18 protein-coding genes and 4 pseudogenes are annotated in these 18,180 nt (G+C 49.9%); 7 read left to right on the top strand and 15 right to left on the bottom strand.

Annotation, left to right across the window (positions count from 1 at the left end; translation table 11 throughout):
* Window positions 1-199: 199 nt before the first annotated feature.
* The 7 genes and pseudogenes from ACXX82_RS00400 to ACXX82_RS00370 all read right to left on the bottom strand — a co-directional run bounded on the left by ACXX82_RS00400 (window position 200) and on the right by ACXX82_RS00370 (window position 5,797).
* Complete coding sequence (locus tag ACXX82_RS00400; RefSeq protein WP_458562087.1) at window positions 200-493, bottom strand: hypothetical protein; 294 nt, start codon at window positions 491-493, stop codon at window positions 200-202.
* 879 nt (window positions 494-1,372) lie between these two features.
* Window positions 1,373-2,534: pseudogene (locus tag ACXX82_RS00395) on the bottom strand (IS3 family transposase); the annotation flags it as partial.
* Between the two features lie 321 nt (window positions 2,535-2,855).
* Window positions 2,856-3,071 (bottom strand): annotated as a pseudogene (locus ACXX82_RS00390) (IS3 family transposase); the annotation flags it as partial.
* Window positions 3,072-3,083: 12 nt separating this feature from the next.
* Entirely contained in the window at window positions 3,084-4,145 is a 1,062-nt protein-coding gene (locus ACXX82_RS00385; protein WP_458562086.1) for an IS110 family RNA-guided transposase, read from the bottom strand.
* Window positions 4,146-4,360: 215 nt separating this feature from the next.
* Window positions 4,361-4,537: pseudogene (locus ACXX82_RS00380) on the bottom strand (DDE-type integrase/transposase/recombinase); the annotation flags it as partial.
* Window positions 4,538-4,596: 59 nt separating this feature from the next.
* Window positions 4,597-5,292 (bottom strand): IS6 family transposase, encoded by a 696-nt coding sequence (locus ACXX82_RS00375; protein WP_458562156.1) that lies wholly within the window; start codon window positions 5,290-5,292, stop codon window positions 4,597-4,599.
* A 208-nt stretch (window positions 5,293-5,500) separates the two neighbouring features.
* Window positions 5,501-5,797 (bottom strand): transposase, encoded by a 297-nt coding sequence (locus tag ACXX82_RS00370; RefSeq protein WP_458562085.1) that lies wholly within the window; start codon window positions 5,795-5,797, stop codon window positions 5,501-5,503.
* Between the two features lie 123 nt (window positions 5,798-5,920).
* Between ACXX82_RS00370 and ACXX82_RS00365 the strand changes: the two genes are divergently transcribed.
* The gene (locus ACXX82_RS00365) at window positions 5,921-6,916 is read left to right on the top strand and encodes an IS481 family transposase (RefSeq protein ID WP_458562083.1); all 996 of its coding nucleotides are present in this window, start codon (window positions 5,921-5,923) and stop codon (window positions 6,914-6,916) included.
* Here the strand turns inward: ACXX82_RS00365 and ACXX82_RS00360 are convergent.
* Entirely contained in the window at window positions 6,872-7,606 is a 735-nt protein-coding gene (locus tag ACXX82_RS00360; protein ID WP_458562084.1) for a response regulator transcription factor, read from the bottom strand. The two genes, ACXX82_RS00365 and ACXX82_RS00360, sit on opposite strands and share 45 nt — an antisense overlap.
* A 172-nt stretch (window positions 7,607-7,778) precedes the next feature.
* On the opposite strand from ACXX82_RS00360, the gene ACXX82_RS00355 reads away from it, so the two are divergent.
* A complete protein-coding gene (locus ACXX82_RS00355) occupies window positions 7,779-8,774 on the top strand; it encodes an IS481 family transposase (RefSeq protein ID WP_458562083.1) in 996 nt (331 codons plus the stop codon).
* A gap of 95 nt (window positions 8,775-8,869) precedes the next feature.
* Here ACXX82_RS00355 and ACXX82_RS00350 read toward each other — a convergent pair whose 3' ends face one another.
* Window positions 8,870-9,064, bottom strand: a complete 195-nt coding sequence (locus tag ACXX82_RS00350) for a hypothetical protein (protein WP_458562082.1) — start codon at window positions 9,062-9,064, stop codon at window positions 8,870-8,872.
* A gap of 460 nt (window positions 9,065-9,524) precedes the next feature.
* Window positions 9,525-9,671 (bottom strand): annotated as a pseudogene (locus tag ACXX82_RS00345) (IS481 family transposase); the annotation flags it as partial.
* A gap of 73 nt (window positions 9,672-9,744) precedes the next feature.
* Between ACXX82_RS00345 and ACXX82_RS00340 the strand changes: the two are divergent.
* Entirely contained in the window at window positions 9,745-10,437 is a 693-nt protein-coding gene (locus tag ACXX82_RS00340) for an IS6 family transposase (protein ID WP_458562081.1), read from the top strand.
* An 8-nt stretch (window positions 10,438-10,445) separates the two neighbouring features.
* The gene (locus tag ACXX82_RS00335) at window positions 10,446-11,570 is read left to right on the top strand and encodes a VirB4 family type IV secretion/conjugal transfer ATPase (RefSeq protein WP_458562080.1); all 1,125 of its coding nucleotides are present in this window, start codon (window positions 10,446-10,448) and stop codon (window positions 11,568-11,570) included.
* A gap of 62 nt (window positions 11,571-11,632) precedes the next feature.
* On the opposite strand, the gene mobF is transcribed toward ACXX82_RS00335, so the two are convergent.
* From mobF to ACXX82_RS00320, 3 genes are read right to left on the bottom strand one after another with little or no spacing between them, the layout of a single operon-like run.
* Window positions 11,633-12,085, bottom strand: coding sequence for a MobF family relaxase (gene mobF, locus ACXX82_RS00330; protein WP_458562079.1), 453 nt, complete (start codon window positions 12,083-12,085; stop codon window positions 11,633-11,635).
* Window positions 12,082-13,644 carry a type IV secretion system DNA-binding domain-containing protein gene (locus ACXX82_RS00325; protein WP_458562078.1) on the bottom strand — a complete coding sequence of 521 codons (1,563 nt, stop codon included), beginning with the start codon at window positions 13,642-13,644 and terminating at the stop codon, window positions 12,082-12,084. The genes mobF and ACXX82_RS00325 overlap by 4 nt, the downstream gene beginning before the upstream one ends.
* A 4-nt stretch (window positions 13,645-13,648) precedes the next feature.
* A complete protein-coding gene (locus ACXX82_RS00320) occupies window positions 13,649-14,041 on the bottom strand; it encodes a conjugal transfer protein TraA (RefSeq protein ID WP_458562077.1) in 393 nt (130 codons plus the stop codon).
* A gap of 417 nt (window positions 14,042-14,458) precedes the next feature.
* Between ACXX82_RS00320 and ACXX82_RS00315 the strand changes: the two genes are divergently transcribed.
* The 3 genes from ACXX82_RS00315 to ACXX82_RS00305 are packed head-to-tail and all read left to right on the top strand — an operon-like array spanning window position 14,459 to window position 15,954.
* A complete protein-coding gene (locus tag ACXX82_RS00315) occupies window positions 14,459-14,851 on the top strand; it encodes a hypothetical protein (protein ID WP_458562076.1) in 393 nt (130 codons plus the stop codon).
* Entirely contained in the window at window positions 14,848-15,561 is a 714-nt protein-coding gene (gene stbB / locus ACXX82_RS00310) for a StbB family protein (protein WP_458562075.1), read from the top strand. The genes ACXX82_RS00315 and stbB overlap by 4 nt, the downstream gene beginning before the upstream one ends.
* Before the next feature lie 9 nt (window positions 15,562-15,570).
* Window positions 15,571-15,954 (top strand): hypothetical protein, encoded by a 384-nt coding sequence (locus tag ACXX82_RS00305; RefSeq protein ID WP_458562074.1) that lies wholly within the window; start codon window positions 15,571-15,573, stop codon window positions 15,952-15,954.
* 411 nt (window positions 15,955-16,365) lie between these two features.
* Here the strand turns inward: ACXX82_RS00305 and ACXX82_RS00300 are convergent, their stop codons facing one another.
* Together ACXX82_RS00300 and ACXX82_RS00295 are read right to left on the bottom strand one after the other, a co-directional pair.
* A complete protein-coding gene (locus ACXX82_RS00300; protein ID WP_458562073.1) occupies window positions 16,366-16,776 on the bottom strand; it encodes a hypothetical protein in 411 nt (136 codons plus the stop codon).
* 250 nt (window positions 16,777-17,026) lie between these two features.
* Window positions 17,027-17,917 (bottom strand): ArdC family protein, encoded by an 891-nt coding sequence (locus ACXX82_RS00295; RefSeq protein WP_458562072.1) that lies wholly within the window; start codon window positions 17,915-17,917, stop codon window positions 17,027-17,029.
* Between the last annotated feature and the right edge of the window lie 263 nt (window positions 17,918-18,180).

Raw genomic sequence — 18,180 nt, 5'->3', positions numbered from 1 at the left:
AAAACTGAGGAGCTCCCGCCCGGTACCGTACTTAATATGAGGCCCATAAAGAACATTAAAACCGAAGCCCATGCGACGCTCTTCAAGGTGAAAAATCGGTAAGGGGGCTGCCACCAATTGCCTATGCCCTCCCATTCCAAGGTTCGCCACATCCCAAAGAAGCCGACACCCATTTAAGCTCGCACTAACGGTGTGTGGATCAGCTCTTTAATTCGATTACCCCTACGTAAACACCGTTCACCCCCAGTGAATCTTTCAGACTGACTGCCGCATAGGCATGCGACCAGGTGGACTCCACGTCTCTTTCTTGATATTGCACGCTGAGGCCCCAATTAGCTTGATTCCACTTATGGCCCAACGCAAGAGGATGTTCGAAGTGGTGCGTAAGCCCAGAGACTTCAATAGACCAAGGGCTTTCTAAAGGTGCTTCCTCGCTTGCCGATGCAGAGGCAGCTAAAATTGCCAGGCTCAGCGATAATATAAATTTATTCATTCGTCGTTATAGCAATCTGATTGGGGCAAAAAACTTACGACTACAGCCGCAATGCTTGCCATCATTTATCTGCACTTCCAGCACATCAATCCTTTTCGGATCAATCACGGAAATTGTTAGTAATCCTTGTTCAATAGCGCTCGCTGCACAGTCCTGAATAACTTCTTCTCGATGCCAAAATTTTTCTCATCAAACTTCGCAGGCGTGCAGACGCCCATCGCTGCCAGCAACCAACGCGGCAATGATGAAGAGCTAAATTAGCCAGCGATCATGGAGTGCACCTCGAATTCAACGACCTGCGCCCATACCATTGGATACAATGCGTCGTGAATGCACCACTTCCGATCAGTTCTTCGATATAAAAAACCACATTGAAAGGCCTGGAACAGGGTACGCAGCGCAATTCGATCTCGGTAAAATCGTTGTGTACCTTTTGATGAAATGGTACAAGCCTGGAAGCGGACGGCACACCGGTAACAAGCACATGGCTTACCAGTTTCCCCGAAAGGAAGCTTCCATGCTGCCTCGGCAAAGTCACCGAAAATTCCTCTCAAATCTTCAGAATGAACTGTGACGCAATATCCGGCTACCTTACCGACACCATGAGCGATTACAAAATCGATATACAGCGTCGCCCAGTCTGATGTTGATTCGCAGGAATGTCTTTCATGCTATGATAAATGTGCTCACCAAGATAGTTTTTTGCCTGAGTTTAAGCTATGGTCTTGACCCTGCATGTAGCTGATTGGCGCTGCCCCGTCTTGCTGAATTTCAGCCACCTGTGAATGTCGGAATCATGCTGGCTGGTTCTTGCTCCGGTAAATTTCCCTGCGGTTCCACACTTATTGCTGCTAGCTCTTGTTTTGCCTGATGCGTTTCCTCGGTAGCCACGCTGCCATATTTATCGAGGATCATCACGCTACCGCCTTCACCACTTTCGTACACTACATCCGGCGTCTGATAGTTCAACGCCTGGCGTAGCCGCTCGCCATTGTAAAACGCGAAATACCGCGTCATTCCAGCATGCAGATCACCCATCGTCGCGTAGCGGTATTACACATCCCCGTACTTGACGTTGCGCCATAGGCGCTCGACAAAGATGTTATCCAACGCACGACCCCATTCATGCTGACGGCAATTCCTGCACGCTTCAAGACTCCGGTAAATGTCATGCTCGTGAACTGACTGCCCTGGTCGGTGTTGAAGATTTCAGGCTTGCAGTGATCGATCAATGCCTCCTCCAGACAGTCACCCCGAAATGACGCATCCCTGCTATTGCTAATACGCTAGCTCAGCACGCATCGCGAGTACCAGTTAAGGATCGTGACCGGATACGCAAAGCCCCGCGCCAGTCGGAAGTACGTAATATCTGTACTCCAGACATGGTTAGGTAGCAGGATAGCCAAGCCCCGTAGTAAATACGGATATATCTTGTGGCCGGAATGCTGAACTACTGCCGCACCCGGGGGCATTCCCGCCAGCCCGAGCATGCGCATCAGCCGTTGCACATGCTTGCGGTTTATCAACCAACTTTGCCGTTTCAGAATCACCATCATCCGCCGACTTCCATAAAATGGATGTCGCGTGAACTCTTTATCAATGAGCCCACACAAAGGTCAGCTCATCATCGTCAAAGCACGCAACTTCGCGGGGGCGATACACGGTCGCTTTTTACCTACCGGCCAGCTCGCACTACCGCGACAACGATATCTCGCCAGCACTCTCAACCCATCCCAATCGCACCGCGCCGCTTGCAGGCCTGACTTTTTTTAGGCCTATCCAGTTCCATCTTGAGACGGCCAATTTCGCCATACAGCCGGTCCTCATCTTCATGCACAGCTTCGGCTTTGGGACCACGCTTGCTCTCGAATAAAGTACCAGCACGGACAAGGATCTCTTTCTTCCACTGGCTCCCCATCACCGGATGAACGCCATGCTGCTGAGCGATCTCGTTGGCCGTTTTAATGCCACGCACCGCTTCAAGGCCGACCTTTGCCTTAAATTCAGCGCTGGGCACTTTCCGCTTCTTTATTTCCGTCATTCGCTACAATCCTCTGTGAGGACCATAGCTTAAACTGTTGTCTCATATCTCGGGTCTACTATATTTTCATAGTGCCTCGCGCATCTCATCAAGATTTAAGAATAGCGCGACTATGCTCATATTAAGTATGACAAAGACAACCAATTTATAAGAAGATTGAGCAACTTAATTTCCTAAAGCCCCATTTTTCGAGGAGCAGCGTAAAGAGACGGGGCGTTCTCAAAAACCAAGTGCAACACCTTTTGCTGTAAGGGGTTCTAATGGAATGGACGCCCTCTTTCAAACGGCGCCAACGTGCCAAAATGGGAATGTTTGTCGTGGTCAAGTTAAAACAGACAGCTCCATAAGTTTTTCTGAATTTTTCTGCTCAAAAGCAGCGGGCGACAGATATCCCAAAGTTGAATGCAATCTGTCGCAGTTATAAAAGCCGACAATGTAATCGGTAATATCGCGTTCAGCCTCTGCGTGATTGGCATACTCTTTTTGCCATACACGTTCCATTTTAAGATTCAAAAAGAACCTCTCCATCACAGCGTTGACGCTCCTATGTCAAGAATTGTTCGCTGCGGTGCCCAAATCGGCAAGGATGAGCGGATAGAGTTCCCGAATAATATAGCGCTTCAAACACCGTTGAATTTCTTTCGCCGAGAGTCCCTCAGCAGTACGACGCGCCACGTAAGCACGTGTGCGCGGCTCACTGCGCATTCGTACCATGGCAATCGTCCATAAAGCGTTGTTTGCTGATCGGTCACCACCACGATTGAGTCGGTGCCGAATTGTTTTTCCTGATGACGCTGGTAACGGACTGGTACCGCATAAATCAGCAAGTGCTGCTTCGCTACGTAATCGCTCAGGATTATCTCCGGCAACGGCAATCAATGTCGCTGCGGTCTGTGGTCCTACCCCAAACTGCTCTCGCAGATGGGGTGCCGACTGACGCGTTAACTGTTCCAATTGGGCATCGAACTCTTTCAATTCCGCTGCCAGCATGCGCCATCGGTTTGCCAACAGACGCAACGTACTGGTCAACGCCTGCAAGTGGATCGTTGGCCCCAAATTTCGGAGGTGCGCACATCCGGCAACGCATTGGTCCGGTTTCGTTTTCCAGAGCCGTTCGCGAATGTCTTGTGGGGCATTCACCAAAATTGCCCGTAACTGGTTGATCGTTTGCGTTTTTGCTTTGACTGCGCTACGCCTGGCAACAGAAATAATGCGCATCGCTTCTGCAGCGCCAGACTGTGTCTTTGGAATAGCGGTAGCTTCTCCAGCCAGCACGGAACGTGCCGCATTCTCTGCATCGGTGGGATCCGACTTGCCCTGCAACCGGCGTTTGGCGCGGTTAGGACGGTTCACTTCCATCACTTCAATTCCTTGCTCACGTAACACGCGAGCAAGGCCTGCTCCATACGTACCGGTACCTTCAACGCCGGCACGCCGAATGTTGCCCAGTGAACGCGCCCACGCCAATAATGTCAAATATCCGGTGGTATTGGTCGGCGTCGCGAGTGTTCCGAGCAACTTGCCTGTGTGACTAATGACTGCTGCAACATGTATATCCAGATGGGTATCGACACCCAGGATCACTTCATTTTGTATCGAGTGCGCGTCCATTTTTGGACTCCTGTTCAAGGTGGGCGCATTACCAACCTCGATTCCCGGACAGGACACTCACGGTGCAGAGCAAAGCTCCTATTAGGTCACAAGTAACGAGCCCAGCAACGCTTGGGGAACGCCAGGACCAGATCGACAGGTCAATGCAAAGGCAGCTTTGCCAGTCCCAGCACGGGTCAGATCCAGCGAGGCGTTCACCATTATATTAACTGAGTGTCCCAGCAATTTGCACGGCGACTCATGCTGCAAACGATGCCATGCTGGACCAATAAAGTCTGATAATCGGCACTGGCATATTGACTGCCGCGGTCCGAGTGGAGAATCAATCCTGGCGCTGGCTGGCGCAGTTGTATAGCCTTCGACAAGGCCCGCGAAATCAAGTGCGTCTGCATCGGGTTGTGTCGCATTAAGGAAAAAAGCTGAAGTGAAGCCGTGGATGGTCTGCCCGCCCCTATGCTGGACGGCCTGATCCAACGAGTGCATAAAATTGTTGCGCTGCTGTTATTTTCTGGAAGCCACTGTGCATTAGTTTTCCTTTGCGTATCATGTGCATGATCTCAATACCAGCAAGTATGATTTTAGCAGCCCGAAAAGATTTGAATCCCATCATCGGTTTGGTGATGCGTTTAACGGCGCGATGATCTTGTTCAACGATGTTGTTGAGATACTTCACCTGGCGCACGATGATGGCATTTCCATGGCTGATGTTGATCGTATCAATGGCTGCTTTATTGGCACCGCTCTTGTCCATCACCACTTTTTCAGGAATGCCATTGTCGAGCATGGCTTTGCGAAAGAAGCGCATAGCGGCTTGCTTATCGCGCTTTGCTGTCAATAGAGAATCAACAGTTTGACCGTCTTTGTCTACCGCACGATACAGATATTTCCAGTTACCTTTGACCTTTATATAAGTTTCGTCCATACGCCAGCTGGCACCCACTCGGCGCTTCAGTTTGCGAAACTTTTTTTCAAATATCGGCAACAGTTTGAGCGCCCACCGATGCACTGTCGAATGATCTACTTCGATGCCGCGCTCAGCCATCATCTGTTCCAGATGGCGCAGGCTCAACGGATACGCAACATACCAACGCACGCACATCAACATTATTTCCAACGGATAATGCAATCGTTTCAATGCCGTTGTCATTTCAGGAATCAGCTCGTCATTAGATATTACAGATAGGTTCATTGCAGATATTTGTCGTCTGTCAAAATACAAATTCTAAACTAGTGACGTTATTGCGACAAAACCCGCTTTTGGTGCTGATAATAACCAGCACGGCCAGCGGTGAGTACGCGACAGCACTGCATCACTGTAAAAGCCTCCTTCGCCATGGTATGAATGAGCTTGTATTTCACTTCAGCTCGCGGGCAAAGAAGGCTGACGCTTTTTTTAATAGGTCATTGTCCGATTTCAGTTGCTTGTTCTCTTGTTCCAGTTGCCGTATCCGTTGCTGATCCGTCGTCAATGGTTTGCCGATTCCGCAATGACCTTTTTGCTCAGCGGTGACTTGCTCTAACCAGCGCCGCATAGCGGTCGGGCCCAAACCGGTGCTTTGGCATACTTGGGCTATGCTCAAACCTTGATCCTGCACCATCTCCACTACTTCGAGCTTAAAACCAGCGTCAAACGTTCTGCGTTTCTTGGTCATATTTTAAATACCCCTCAATAGTCGAATTATCACCTAATGAGCTGTCTGTTTTTATTAGACCACGACACTTTAAAGCCAGACAATTTTGCGTACACTGATTGCCAACTACCCTAGGCGGATGTCATGACCCAAGCCCTGCACAGCCAAGCCCGCACCACCCACCTGATTCGGGAAGAAATTCGCTCTTCCAAACTTCCTCAGGCGGAGCTTGCCCGGCGCTATAACGTTACCCGGCAGACCATCAGGAAATGGCAAGACCGGAACAGTCCCCTGGATGGCTCGCACTGTCCGCATACGCTGCGGACAACCTTGACGCTGGTGCAGGAACTGATTGTCATAGAGCTGCGCAAGACGCTCCTGTTGCCCACCGATGATTTGCTGGCGGTCACACGTGAATTCATTAATCCCGCCGTCTTGCGTGCTGGCCTGGGGCGTTGTCTGCGCCTTCATGGCGTCTCCAGTTTGCTGGAAATGGCCTCACAGGACAGTGCCCGGCCCGTTACCAAAAAGTCCTTCAAGGATTACTTGCCCGGCTTTTTACATCTGGATATCAAGTGTTTGCCGCAGATGCCCGACGAGAGCACGCGCCGCTATTTGTTCGTCGCCATTGATTGGGCTACCCGCTGGGTCTTCATGGACATTTATGCCGATCAGTCCGAGAGCAGTAGCACCGACTTTCTGATCAAGGTCAAAAAGGCCTGTCCGGTCACCATCGTCAAACTACTTACCGACAACGGCAGTCAGTTCACTAACCGCTTTACCAGCAAGAAGAAAGATCACCGGAGCGGCGAACGGCCTCCTACTGGCAAGCATGCTTTTGATATTTTATGCAAGCAACTGGCCATTGAGCATCGCCTTATTCCGCCACGTCATCCACAAACCAACGGCATGGTTGAGTGCTTCAACGGCCGCATCCGCGAGATTGTTCAACATACCCGATTCAACTCCAGGGCCGAACTCGAAGCGACGCTACGAAATTATCTCCATGCCTATAACCACCACATTCCGCAGCGCAGCCTGAATAACGAAACACCCATTCAGGCCATGAAAAAATGGCAAGAGAAAAAGCCCAAATTATTCGTTAAACGCGTCTATAACCAAGCGGGTCTTGACACCTAGCATCTTATCAACTTCAATCAAACGATACCCATAACCATAAACCGGTACTAATTTATAGCCATTTTTTGGAATTAATAACAATTTTAGACGAATACGGGCTATGTAAGAATCGATTGATCGAATATTGTCACTACTTCCCGACCTCCATATTTTTCTTAAAATATATTCTCGAGATAGAGGCCTACCTAAATTACAAAATAGGAGCAGTGCAAGTTTAAACTCTTTAGGCCTGATTTCTATGAAATCGCCCGAAACCGTGACACGATTCATAAGTGGTTCGAATACGTAGTTATTCACTGTTATTATTGCATTTTCATTACTATAAAGATAACTCCTCCGGAGTAATGCCTTGACTCTTGCTATCAACACTCTGGGTCTTGTGGGACTCACCAAAAAGTCGTCAGCACCGGCTTCAAAGGCTCCAACGACCTCTCCTTCTGTGGAGTCATTGGAAATAACAATGGCAGGAATTAGAAAATATAGTTTAGTTCTTATTTCACTTAAAATATTTTTATATCTTAAGATAAAGTTTTGCACATGCATTATTAACATGTCATAACCTTCTTTATCTAACCTCTTGAACAGATCTTTTTCATTGTTAAAAAAATCATATTCATATCCACAACAGAGAATTACTTTGCAAATAATTTGGATGTCTGTATTATTATCAGAAAAAACAACTATTTTCATAATTTTAATCATATTAAATCGAAAAATCAATTAACTGAAGAATACTTTTCTATCCAATCCAAGCCCCGAGGGTGTTTAGAATCGTTTGATCATGTACCCATTCGAAGCTGGCCTCTCTTTAAAGCCAGACAATTTTGCGTACACTGATTGCCAACTACCCTAGGCGGATGTCATGACCCAAGCCCTGCACAGCCAAGCCCGCACCACCCACCTGATTCGGGAAGAAATTCGCTCTTCCAAACTTCCTCAGGCGGAGCTTGCCCGGCGCTATAACGTTACCCGGCAGACCATCAGGAAATGGCAAGACCGGAACAGTCCCCTGGATGGCTCGCACTGTCCGCATACGCTGCGGACAACCTTGACGCTGGTGCAGGAACTGATTGTCATAGAGCTGCGCAAGACGCTCCTGTTGCCCACCGATGATTTGCTGGCGGTCACACGTGAATTCATTAATCCCGCCGTCTTGCGTGCTGGCCTGGGGCGTTGTCTGCGCCTTCATGGCGTCTCCAGTTTGCTGGAAATGGCCTCACAGGACAGTGCCCGGCCCGTTACCAAAAAGTCCTTCAAGGATTACTTGCCCGGCTTTTTACATCTGGATATCAAGTGTTTGCCGCAGATGCCCGACGAGAGCACGCGCCGCTATTTGTTCGTCGCCATTGATTGGGCTACCCGCTGGGTCTTCATGGACATTTATGCCGATCAGTCCGAGAGCAGTAGCACCGACTTTCTGATCAAGGTCAAAAAGGCCTGTCCGGTCACCATCGTCAAACTACTTACCGACAACGGCAGTCAGTTCACTAACCGCTTTACCAGCAAGAAGAAAGATCACCGGAGCGGCGAACGGCCTCCTACTGGCAAGCATGCTTTTGATATTTTATGCAAGCAACTGGCCATTGAGCATCGCCTTATTCCGCCACGTCATCCACAAACCAACGGCATGGTTGAGTGCTTCAACGGCCGCATCCGCGAGATTGTTCAACATACCCGATTCAACTCCAGGGCCGAACTCGAAGCGACGCTACGAAATTATCTCCATGCCTATAACCACCACATTCCGCAGCGCAGCCTGAATAACGAAACACCCATTCAGGCCATGAAAAAATGGCAAGAGAAAAAGCCCAAATTATTCGTTAAACGCGTCTATAACCAAGCGGGTCTTGACACTTAGCTAAGTCTTTATAAAAATAGGATTGCCAAATATAGATGCTGACTGATAAAAAATTTAGCACCCTGTTTGACATCTTATTTCCAACGGCATGGCTATTATTTTATTTTTGTACTTATTAATATGCAGCGTTTACCTTGATGGCAGTTATAGTTACAGCAGATAGGACTTGAATTAAATTTAGCTCGATTCTTTGGAAGTTGCGCCTGCCTCACTTCATCGATAACAACTACCGCTAAGATAGCAATAATCATTAAAGAAAATATCAGAACAATACCGTAAAACTCCATCATTTTTTTCCTTTGTGGAAATTAGTACTAAAATATAATAATTTTATATCGCCATACACAATTTCAAATAAATAATTTTTTAATTAGCAGGTGTTTAATTTAGATCAAGCATTGATTTTGAATAGAGTTTAATAAATTTACTAGTCTTTATATATTCATAAAATGGTATTAATTTAAAGCGCAATATTAAAAATTATCATAATTTGTATTAGCGATTTTTAATTTTATTAATAACTATTCATTTATTATTAAGACCATATTCGAATAGTTGAACAAAGAGAACTTATACAACCCACCAAAGCCTTACTAAAAAATAAATTTTTATCGTAATATTTATAAGCTATTATAATAAAACTGTAGTCTAGGACATATGAATATTTGAGCTAATTAAGGGGTAATCGTGCCAATTCTTGCGCCACAGTTGGGCGACAGATAACTCATAGTTGAATGCAGTCTGGAAGGTTTAGTTGTCAAGACCCGCTTGGTTATAGACGCGTTTAACGAATAATTCGGGCTTTTTCTCTTGCCATTTTTTCATGGCTTGAATGGGTGTTTCGTTATTCAGGCTGCGCTGCGGAATGTGGTGGTTATAGGCATGGAGATAATTTCGGGTTCTGTCGCATTAGCGGAGCTGTCAAGGGGACCAGGTAGACTTTGAAGCCCATAACTGTGGACGGCCTGCCATGCTCAGCTTCAAAGGAATGCGTTTCCCGATCGACGTCATCCTGGTCTGTATCCGGTGGTATGCGGCTTACCCGCTGAGCTACCGGCACATCGAAGAAATGATGGAAGAGCGTGGCGTGTCGGTCGACCATTCATCGATCAACCGGTGGGCGATCCGCTTCCTGCCGCTCATCGAGGAAATGGCTCGCAAGCACAAGCGTCCGGTCGGCGGCAGCTGGCGGATGGATGAAACGTACGTCAAGGTCAAGGGCGTCTGGAAATATCTCTACCGCGCGGTCGACAAGCAGGGCAAGACCGTCGACTTCCTGCTGACAGCCAAGCGCGACATGGCCGCGGCAAAGCGCTTTTTCGATAAGGCCATGCAGATGAATGGCGAGCCCGAGAAGATTGCGATGGACAAGAGCGGCGCCAACAAGGCCGCCATCGATACGATCAACGCAGGACGTGACGTGCCGATCGTGGTGCGCCAGGTCAAATATCTCAACAACATTGTCGAACAAGACCACCGCGCCATCAAGCGAATGACCAAGCCGATGCTCAACTTCAAATCGTTTCGCTCCGCTCGCTGCGTACTTGCCGGCATCGAGCTCATGCACATGATCCGCAAGGGCCAGTTCGCGACCAATGGCGCAAATGAGATGTCATTCGCCGACCAATTTTATGCGCTGGCAGGGCAAGTCCGTCCAGTGTAAGCGGGGTCATGTTCAACATGGAAAATCCGTGTCAGGCTCAACAATGCGACAGAACCGCCGGTAAGACCACCCTCCTGTCGGCCTTGATTACGATGGCCGACAAGGCCGCACCCCGTGTGTTCTGGTTCGATAACCGGCACGGGGCCAAGGTATTTATGGCGGCCATGGGCGGCCAGCATACAACCTTGTCGGTGATGGGCAACAGCGGCTGGAATCCGTTCAAGCTGCCCGATACGCCTGAGAACCGGGCCTATTTGATTGAACTCTTGTCGCTGATGCGCACCTGTTACGGCGGGCTGATTGCGCCCGACGACATGCGGCGCTTTCACAAGGCCGTGGAAGAAAATTACACGTTACCAGAGGCCGACCGGCGCTTGCGCAATGTGGCCTGGTGCTTTGGTCAGGGCAGTCTCTGCGACGCGATGGCAATCTGGCATGGTACACAGGGAGTGCCGGGCGCGAACTGGGGCGTGTTTGATAACCCGAACGATGGCATTGATCTGAGCACCTGTCGCCACTACTGTTTTGAGATGCAGCAACTGATCAAAGGGACCGACGCGCGGCCCGAGCTGCCGGTGATGCTGAGTTATCCGTTTCACCGCATCGAGCAGGCCATGAACGGAGAACCGTTCATTCTGGTACTGGAAGAAGGCCAAAATCTGGTCAAGCACGCGTACTGGCGTGAAAAAATCGATGCCTACATCATGCAGATCCGGCGCAAGAACGGATTGCTGATTTTTGTGACGCCGGACGCCAAGTACCTGTTTTGTGAAACCGATTCGATCCAGAAGCAGACCGCCACCAAGATTTACCTGCCAAATGGCGAAGCCAGTCACCCCGATTACGTGGGTCAGCTGGACCTGACAGAAGCCGAATTCACGTTTATCCGGGAAACACCGCTGGAAGCGCGCAAATTTCTGATTCGGCGCGGCAATGAATCGATTAAAGCGGTGTTTGATCTGTCGGAGTTGCCAGAATTCATCCCGGTGCTGTCGTCCAACGACAAGGGCGTAGCACTGATGGACACCATCATTGCCGAACTGGGTAGCAGCGCGCCCGAACAGTGGGTGCCGGTGTTCATGCAACGCTCACTGGCAGAAAACACCCACAACTTAACCCCCAAAGGAACCTGACCATGAAAAAACTTTTAATCCTCAGTGTCATGGGGTGGCTCCTTTCTCTAGCGAATTCAGCGTTAGCACAGATTCCAACCATTGCCGACGACCAACTTGCCGGTGCGCTCACGGGTGCTTTTCCCCTGCATTTTTTTACGGGCTTCTGCCAGCTTCTCGACTTCTTCCACCGCCCGGCTGACTGCCGTGTCGTGGGCCAGTGTCACGGCGAGATCGCCACCAACCAGGGCCTGCATGGACACCGATTTGGGCGCAGAAAACGTGACGTCCAGCGCCATGCGTTTGATTTTTTCGGCCGGATCAAAGGCGGTCTGGATGTGCTCGCCGTTGGGCAGTTCGCCGTTGAGTAGGCGCGACAGCTGCGCTTGTTCTACCGGGCCAGTGAGGCCCAGTGCAGTCGCGCCCTTCCCCTGCCAGGTACCCGGATTTTCTTTGCCGTAATAATCATCTGATGAGGAAAAATAATGGGCTGCGGCATATTGATTGTTGCCCCGGATCGGCGTGAGATTGATCATGCGCTGCCTTTGAGCACGATCCCGACCGCGCGCTGCGGATAGGCGCGATAGGGCACGGTGATCTTCGCAATGGGATTGTCTTCGGCAAACAGGACGTAACCGGTCAGGTCGTTCAGATTCGAGACTTCCGAATCCAGGACAACCGGTTCTGGTGCGCTGGCAACGATATTGCGGCTGGCCCCATGGGCGGTGGTGGTGAGTTGGAGCCGTTCGACGTGCTGCTTACCCAGGATTTCACTGGCCTTGTCGGCATTGAGCGCATTCGATGCCCCGAAGATGATGTAATTACGAAAGCAGGACAACAAGGTCTTGGTGGCATCTTTCCCGTAGTTTTCGTCCAGTTGCGCCCAGTCCTGAATACTGCCGACGATGCGTAACCCGTGCTTGCGTCCCTTGGTCGCGGCTGAGACAAACGATTCGAGCTTCCCGAGCGACTCCAGTTCGTCCAGGAACAACCAGAGGCGGGTGTCCACCGTGGCGGACAACGGTTCATAGCTGAGGATGGTGCGGCAAATACTGTCGATCCAGGTTGCCACCAACGGCTTCTGGGTCGAACGCATGTCTTCGCGCCAGGTAATGAACAGGTTCCCGGCGTCGGGGTTATGCACCCATTCGTGGATCGAAAAATCCCCCTTGCTCATGAAGCGCAACGGGCGCACATACTTGTTGAGCATGAACTGGATGCTGGCGACGGCCTTTTCGGCGTTCTCGCGGAAATATCCTTGTGAATCGGTATTCGCCAGAAAGGCTTTAATCACGTCGCCGTCTTCGCGCACCAGCAAATTGACTAACGTGTCCTGATCGGGGTTGCCGATTTCATGGAGTTTGCGCATCGTGTCGGCCAGCACATCGCGGCTATAGGCACACCATTGTTCTTCACTGGCGTCAATTTGCGGCGGAATGACGCTTTTTGCCACACTGTCGTAGTCGTGTACCCCTTTGATCTCATTAAACAGCGACCAGCCGACCGAGCGTGCATCGAAGCCGTTGAGCAAAATATCGCCGGGAAAGCTGAATTTTGAGTAAAACGTCCCATTCGGATCGATGATTGCCATCTTGTCGCGTCGGCCAATCGCCGACGCAATCATGCCTTCCATCGTGACCGATTTACCGGAGCCGACCGACGCGCAGATCATCGTATTGCGGTTTTCCAAATGCAACGGCATCGGTAACGCCCCGATCATGATCGGGGCCAACGGCGGCTTGCCCTCCTTCTTGCGCCGGGCATTTTCCTGCCGGTTGGCGGCCTTGACCTTCGCTTTGACGCTGTGCCAGTTCGCCATGCGGGAGCCGCGTAACCAGCGTCTATACGGTGCACCGCGATAACCATCGTCGCCATACTCACGCAAGAGATAAGCCGCACTGGCCGCTAAACCGAGGCCAGCGACCAGCCCGCCGAGGATAAAAGGATCGCGTGGCGTGGCATGTAACGCGTCCGTGATGGCATGCGGAAACGGTGATAACGGTATTTTTCCGGCATACGTGCCGGCAATCCAGCCGGCAATAGGAAGCGCGATGCCAAACAGGAGGGTCGCATTTTCTGCTTCTAATTTCTGCATGGGACTACTCCGCTTGTAGTTGCTGGATTAATTTACCTAACACCGGCGCGATCTTGTCGAGCGTGCTGGCAGAGAGGCCGGCGTGTTCCACGGCGGCCTGTAAGTCCTGCATGTCGCCGGTGGAGGCCTTGCGATGCACGAGATACAGCAGCGTGGTGAGCATGGCATTGGCCGCGTGTTGCGTGCGTTCGATTTCCGCTAACCGGCCTGTCACTTCTTGTCGTTCAGACCAGGCTTCCACGCCATCACGAGCGCTGTTTGATAAGCCGATTTTATCCAATGTCTTGTCACGCAGATAAGGCGACAATTTGGCATAACCGGCGATGGCGGCGGCCTGTTCGAGCCGGTTGAGTTCGTCGTCGCTGTAGCGTATGGAGACCGTTTTTCCGTCGCGCATGGTGTCCTCTCTAATGTATGACGATTGTCATACGGTTGTTTGAGTAGAGATAAGGCGTTCAGACAGTTTTGTCATACATTTGTCGGAAGCGAATATACGAATATTTCCATGTGGCAATGGTATTGTACGGTGTTTTATCCCTCGGAAGGGGTGCGTTTTGTGTATTGAGATTTTGCTCGGGTTAAAGAGCACAATCTCCAGGGGTCAGGGAGTGCTTATCACTCAGGACGCAGTCCGTAGGCATTCAGGAGACTATTTAACGACAAATAGCGACTAAAGCGAGAACATAAGAGAACTAAAAAGGCATCAACTCATCATCAAAAATAAAACAAAGAGGATACAAAAAGTAGACAAACCGAGACAGTTGCCGTAAAGTATTTCTTTCGCGACACGAAAGAAGTAAAAAGAGGGACAAAAATGGATATCAAAGACGCTCTGACGAAACTACAACCCACCACTAAAGCCGCCCGGCTGCGTGCCCTCCTGCCGGACATCGAACGGCAACTTGCCGCCGGTGTGCAACTCAAAGCGATCCAGGCCGCGTTACACAGCGGGGGTCTCGAATTGACGCTGGCGACCCTGAAAACGTATGTGTACCGGTTTCGGCAAGCAGCGCACCACCCTGCCATTGGCGTCACCAATGTCGTCGTTGCTTCGCCGGCATCGACGCAAGAGCCGGTCACAGACCAACCCGTCTCAGTGCAGGATCTCGCACGCCTCATGCAACCGGACGCGCAACAGGAAGCAACGGACATCGCCCATTACGAACGGATAGCGAAACAACAACGGAAAGAGAACAAACCGGTATGAACTCCAAAATTGCGATCATCAACTTTTCGGGTAACGTCGGCAAATCGACGTTAGCCAAACAACTCTTTGCGCCGCGCATGCAGGCCCAGGAATTTGCGGTGGAAACCATCAACGCCGGTGCCGGAGAAAGTACCGCATCTGAGCGCCTCAAAGGCAAAGACTTCGGCCATTTACAAGAAGAAATGATGCGCACAGACGCGGCCATTGTCGACATCGGGGCTTCCAACGTCGATGAATTTGTCAAATTGATGGGGCAGTTTGATGGTTCGCATGAAGAATTCGATTATTTTATTGTTCCCGTAGTTAGCGACAAGAAGCAACAAACCGACACCATCAATACGATTAAAACGTTAGCGGGCCTCGGCGTGCCGCCTCAGAAAATCCGCGTGGTCTTTAATAAAGTGGCGATCGACGATGCGGACGATGTCGCCAACCACTTCAGCCTGGTCTGGGGCTTTCATGCAGCGGAAAAGAAATTTACCTTGCGCCCCGAGGCGGTGGTGTTCACCAACGAGATCTTTGATCGCCTGCGGGTATTGAATATGTCGGTCGGTGCCCTGGTCGCCGATGACACTGACTATCGTGCGCTACTCAAAGACGCCAAAGATGACGAGACCAAAGATGTGGCGATCAGCATGATTTCGGCCAAGCGACTAGCGAAGTCGGCGAACAAGAATCTCGATGACGTGTTCAAGATCTTATTCAAGTAAGGAATAACAATGGGAATTGCAACAGCCCGGGAAGCGCTCCTGGCAGAACTGATGATCGATGTAGACGGCTTAATTGGGCGCGTGGAAGAATTGGATGCGTCCCTGGCAGAGAACGTTGAACAAGCCATAAAGGAGGCAAGTGGCAAGGCATTCCTAGCGGCGCGCATGGGCTTCGAGTCCATGATCACGGAGCAGGAACGAAAACTCGTCGCGGCAGGCCGGAACGCGTCTGCCGCAATCAGGGTGCAACTGGGCACTGGCGTAACGCAGTTAATCGCGGTCAATGAGGCGCTGGAACGCAAATTATGGCGACTCATTGCCCTTCTGGCCGGGCTTACAGTCATTGGCGGGGCCATTGGCGGTGTTGTAGCTGTAAAGATGTTAAGCCTCTGAGAGCCCTTCTTATATGCGGGTAAGGGTATGCAATCCACGTTGGAGTCGTTGAGGATAGAGATTTTTAGACGGCACCCCTTTCTCAGGGCGTGTTCAAAGTTTTCTGGATATGTCGATGGTAAAAAGATGCCGCCCTTGGCAATCTCTAGCCTGTTAAAGGAAAAAATAATCGCATTCGATTATTAAGACTAGCTAGGATTCGACAATCAATCAGCAGGTCAACGGATAAAAAATAGTCCAGGCTTTGCGCCCAACGTTGCCCCGAAAATGCCGACAACGTTATCAAACGTTGAACGATTTCGGCGTTGCGGTTTTTCACGTCAGACGGCCGGTCTTACGATGGAAGACTGATTTCTCTCTCTCTGCTAACATTCCGGGCTGCTTCGCGGCTTGCTGTACTCCCTATTTTTTCTAATCTTGCGGTGATAGAGACCTCACTACGCGTAAATTGTTTGGACAAATAGTTAATCGTCGTCGTTGGCAAACACCATATGTCGACAATTCAGCGTCCTCTTCTTCTGTCCATTTTTTGCCGTGCTTTGCCGGCTTAATTGTATGCGCGATTTGTTCAGCAACATAAAAATCGACTTTGACGTTGAATGTTTGTGGATTAATATGGGCCTCGATGACGCCATCAGAAATGATGGCCCTGCCTGACTGTAAATCATGCTGATTTTCTGCAATAAGCAAAAATAATAACGATTTAGCGTGGGGAACCGCCTCCATTGGCGTGAAAGTCAGAAATCCCAAATTTGCTAATTTTTCACGCACCTCCGCGAGGATTTTTTTTGCTTCACTATTTTTGGTAATCGGATTTGCCATTTTAGCTTTCAATATTCTGACATCAATGTACCATCGGCAAGGCGCTTCATGGCGCCTGCCTGGGGACTTGGTTACGTGCGGGTTCTACTTCCGAAAAAGTTGAAAAATCCTTCCATATGTCTTCGTCATCGTGGCCGGGATTCCTCACGATAAGCCACGGGAAAAGATTTTTTCTTGGTCATTGGTTGGCCTCCTTACCGATGTTGTGGGAGTGAGAACAGAAAAAAATTTCTGTTCCATCCCATGGTCGTTAGATTTCTGCGTGCTCCGGTTGTTCCCGAGTTGCTTTAGCAAGAATAAACTCGTAAGCGTTGCTGGCTTGTTTACTTGCTGTAAAAATCGCGGTCTTATCGTTTTTCAGAACAGTTAGCCAGCTTTCGACATAGCTTGCATGATCTTCCATCATCACATCAACAAAGCCCATATGTCCCGAAATAAAAGCAGCTCCGATCTCGGCAACCAATTCCTCAAAAGCATAAGCATTGTCCCCAAAACGCTTTCCATGTTCACGGTTTAAGCGGCTTTCGTGGCCGGTCCAGTGGGTCAACTCATGCAACGCTGTGGCGTAATAAGCCTCGGGAGACCGAAATTGTTCACGGTTCGGCAGAGAAATGGCGTCTTTGCTACGGGTGTAAAAAGCGCTATCAAAACCATGATTAATAGTCGCACCAGTGGAAATAATCAGTTGTTCGGCGGTTTCGTTAATCGAAAAATTTTTAACCGGGGCGGCTTGCGGTAACAAAGCCTCTGGAACATTGTCCATTTGCGCGATATTAAATAAAAAAAACGGTTTGCACATGGGGAAAAACCCTTTGCGCGAATCTTCCCCGCTGGCTGGGACTTCATCGGTTTTTGATTTCATCATTTCAAAGTACGCGCACATAGTCGATTTTTCGCCTTTACGCACTTGCGCGCCAACGCTTGCGGCTTGCTTGTAGGTCATCCAGCGGCTTGATGTATAACCACTTTCTGCAGCAGCTGCCCATAACAACAAAATATTAATCCCATTGTAAGCAACGTCAGTACTTGCATTTTTTGGCAACCCACCCTGCCCTGCAATAGTCCAGCGGGAGTTTGATTGTGTCGTACCGTTTTCGAGCATAAAAATGATTTTATCTGTGATGACTTGGCGAATATCCATGATGTTTCTCCTGTGGTTGCCCTGCACATATCGGGTTAAATAGATTTGAAGCGGGACCTGGTTGTTGATGGTGACGTTGTTTTGTCGGGTAGCCTCTTTTGCTCTTTTTGTGAGCATCGGTTCAAATGAGTTTTCGCGGTATGGCTGGCGGGGCCTGGTGCATGAGGTGCTTGTGCAATGCCAATGGGGAGGCCGCATGCTAAGTGAGCGCAGCGAATCTGAACGGGGGAGTCATTGAGCGTAGCGATGCATTGCACAATCGC

It is taken from the genome of Glaciimonas sp. GNP009 (assembly GCF_054343755.1).
The sequence above is the reverse complement of the archived record's forward strand: the minus strand, read 5'-3'. Positions and strand labels throughout refer to the sequence as shown.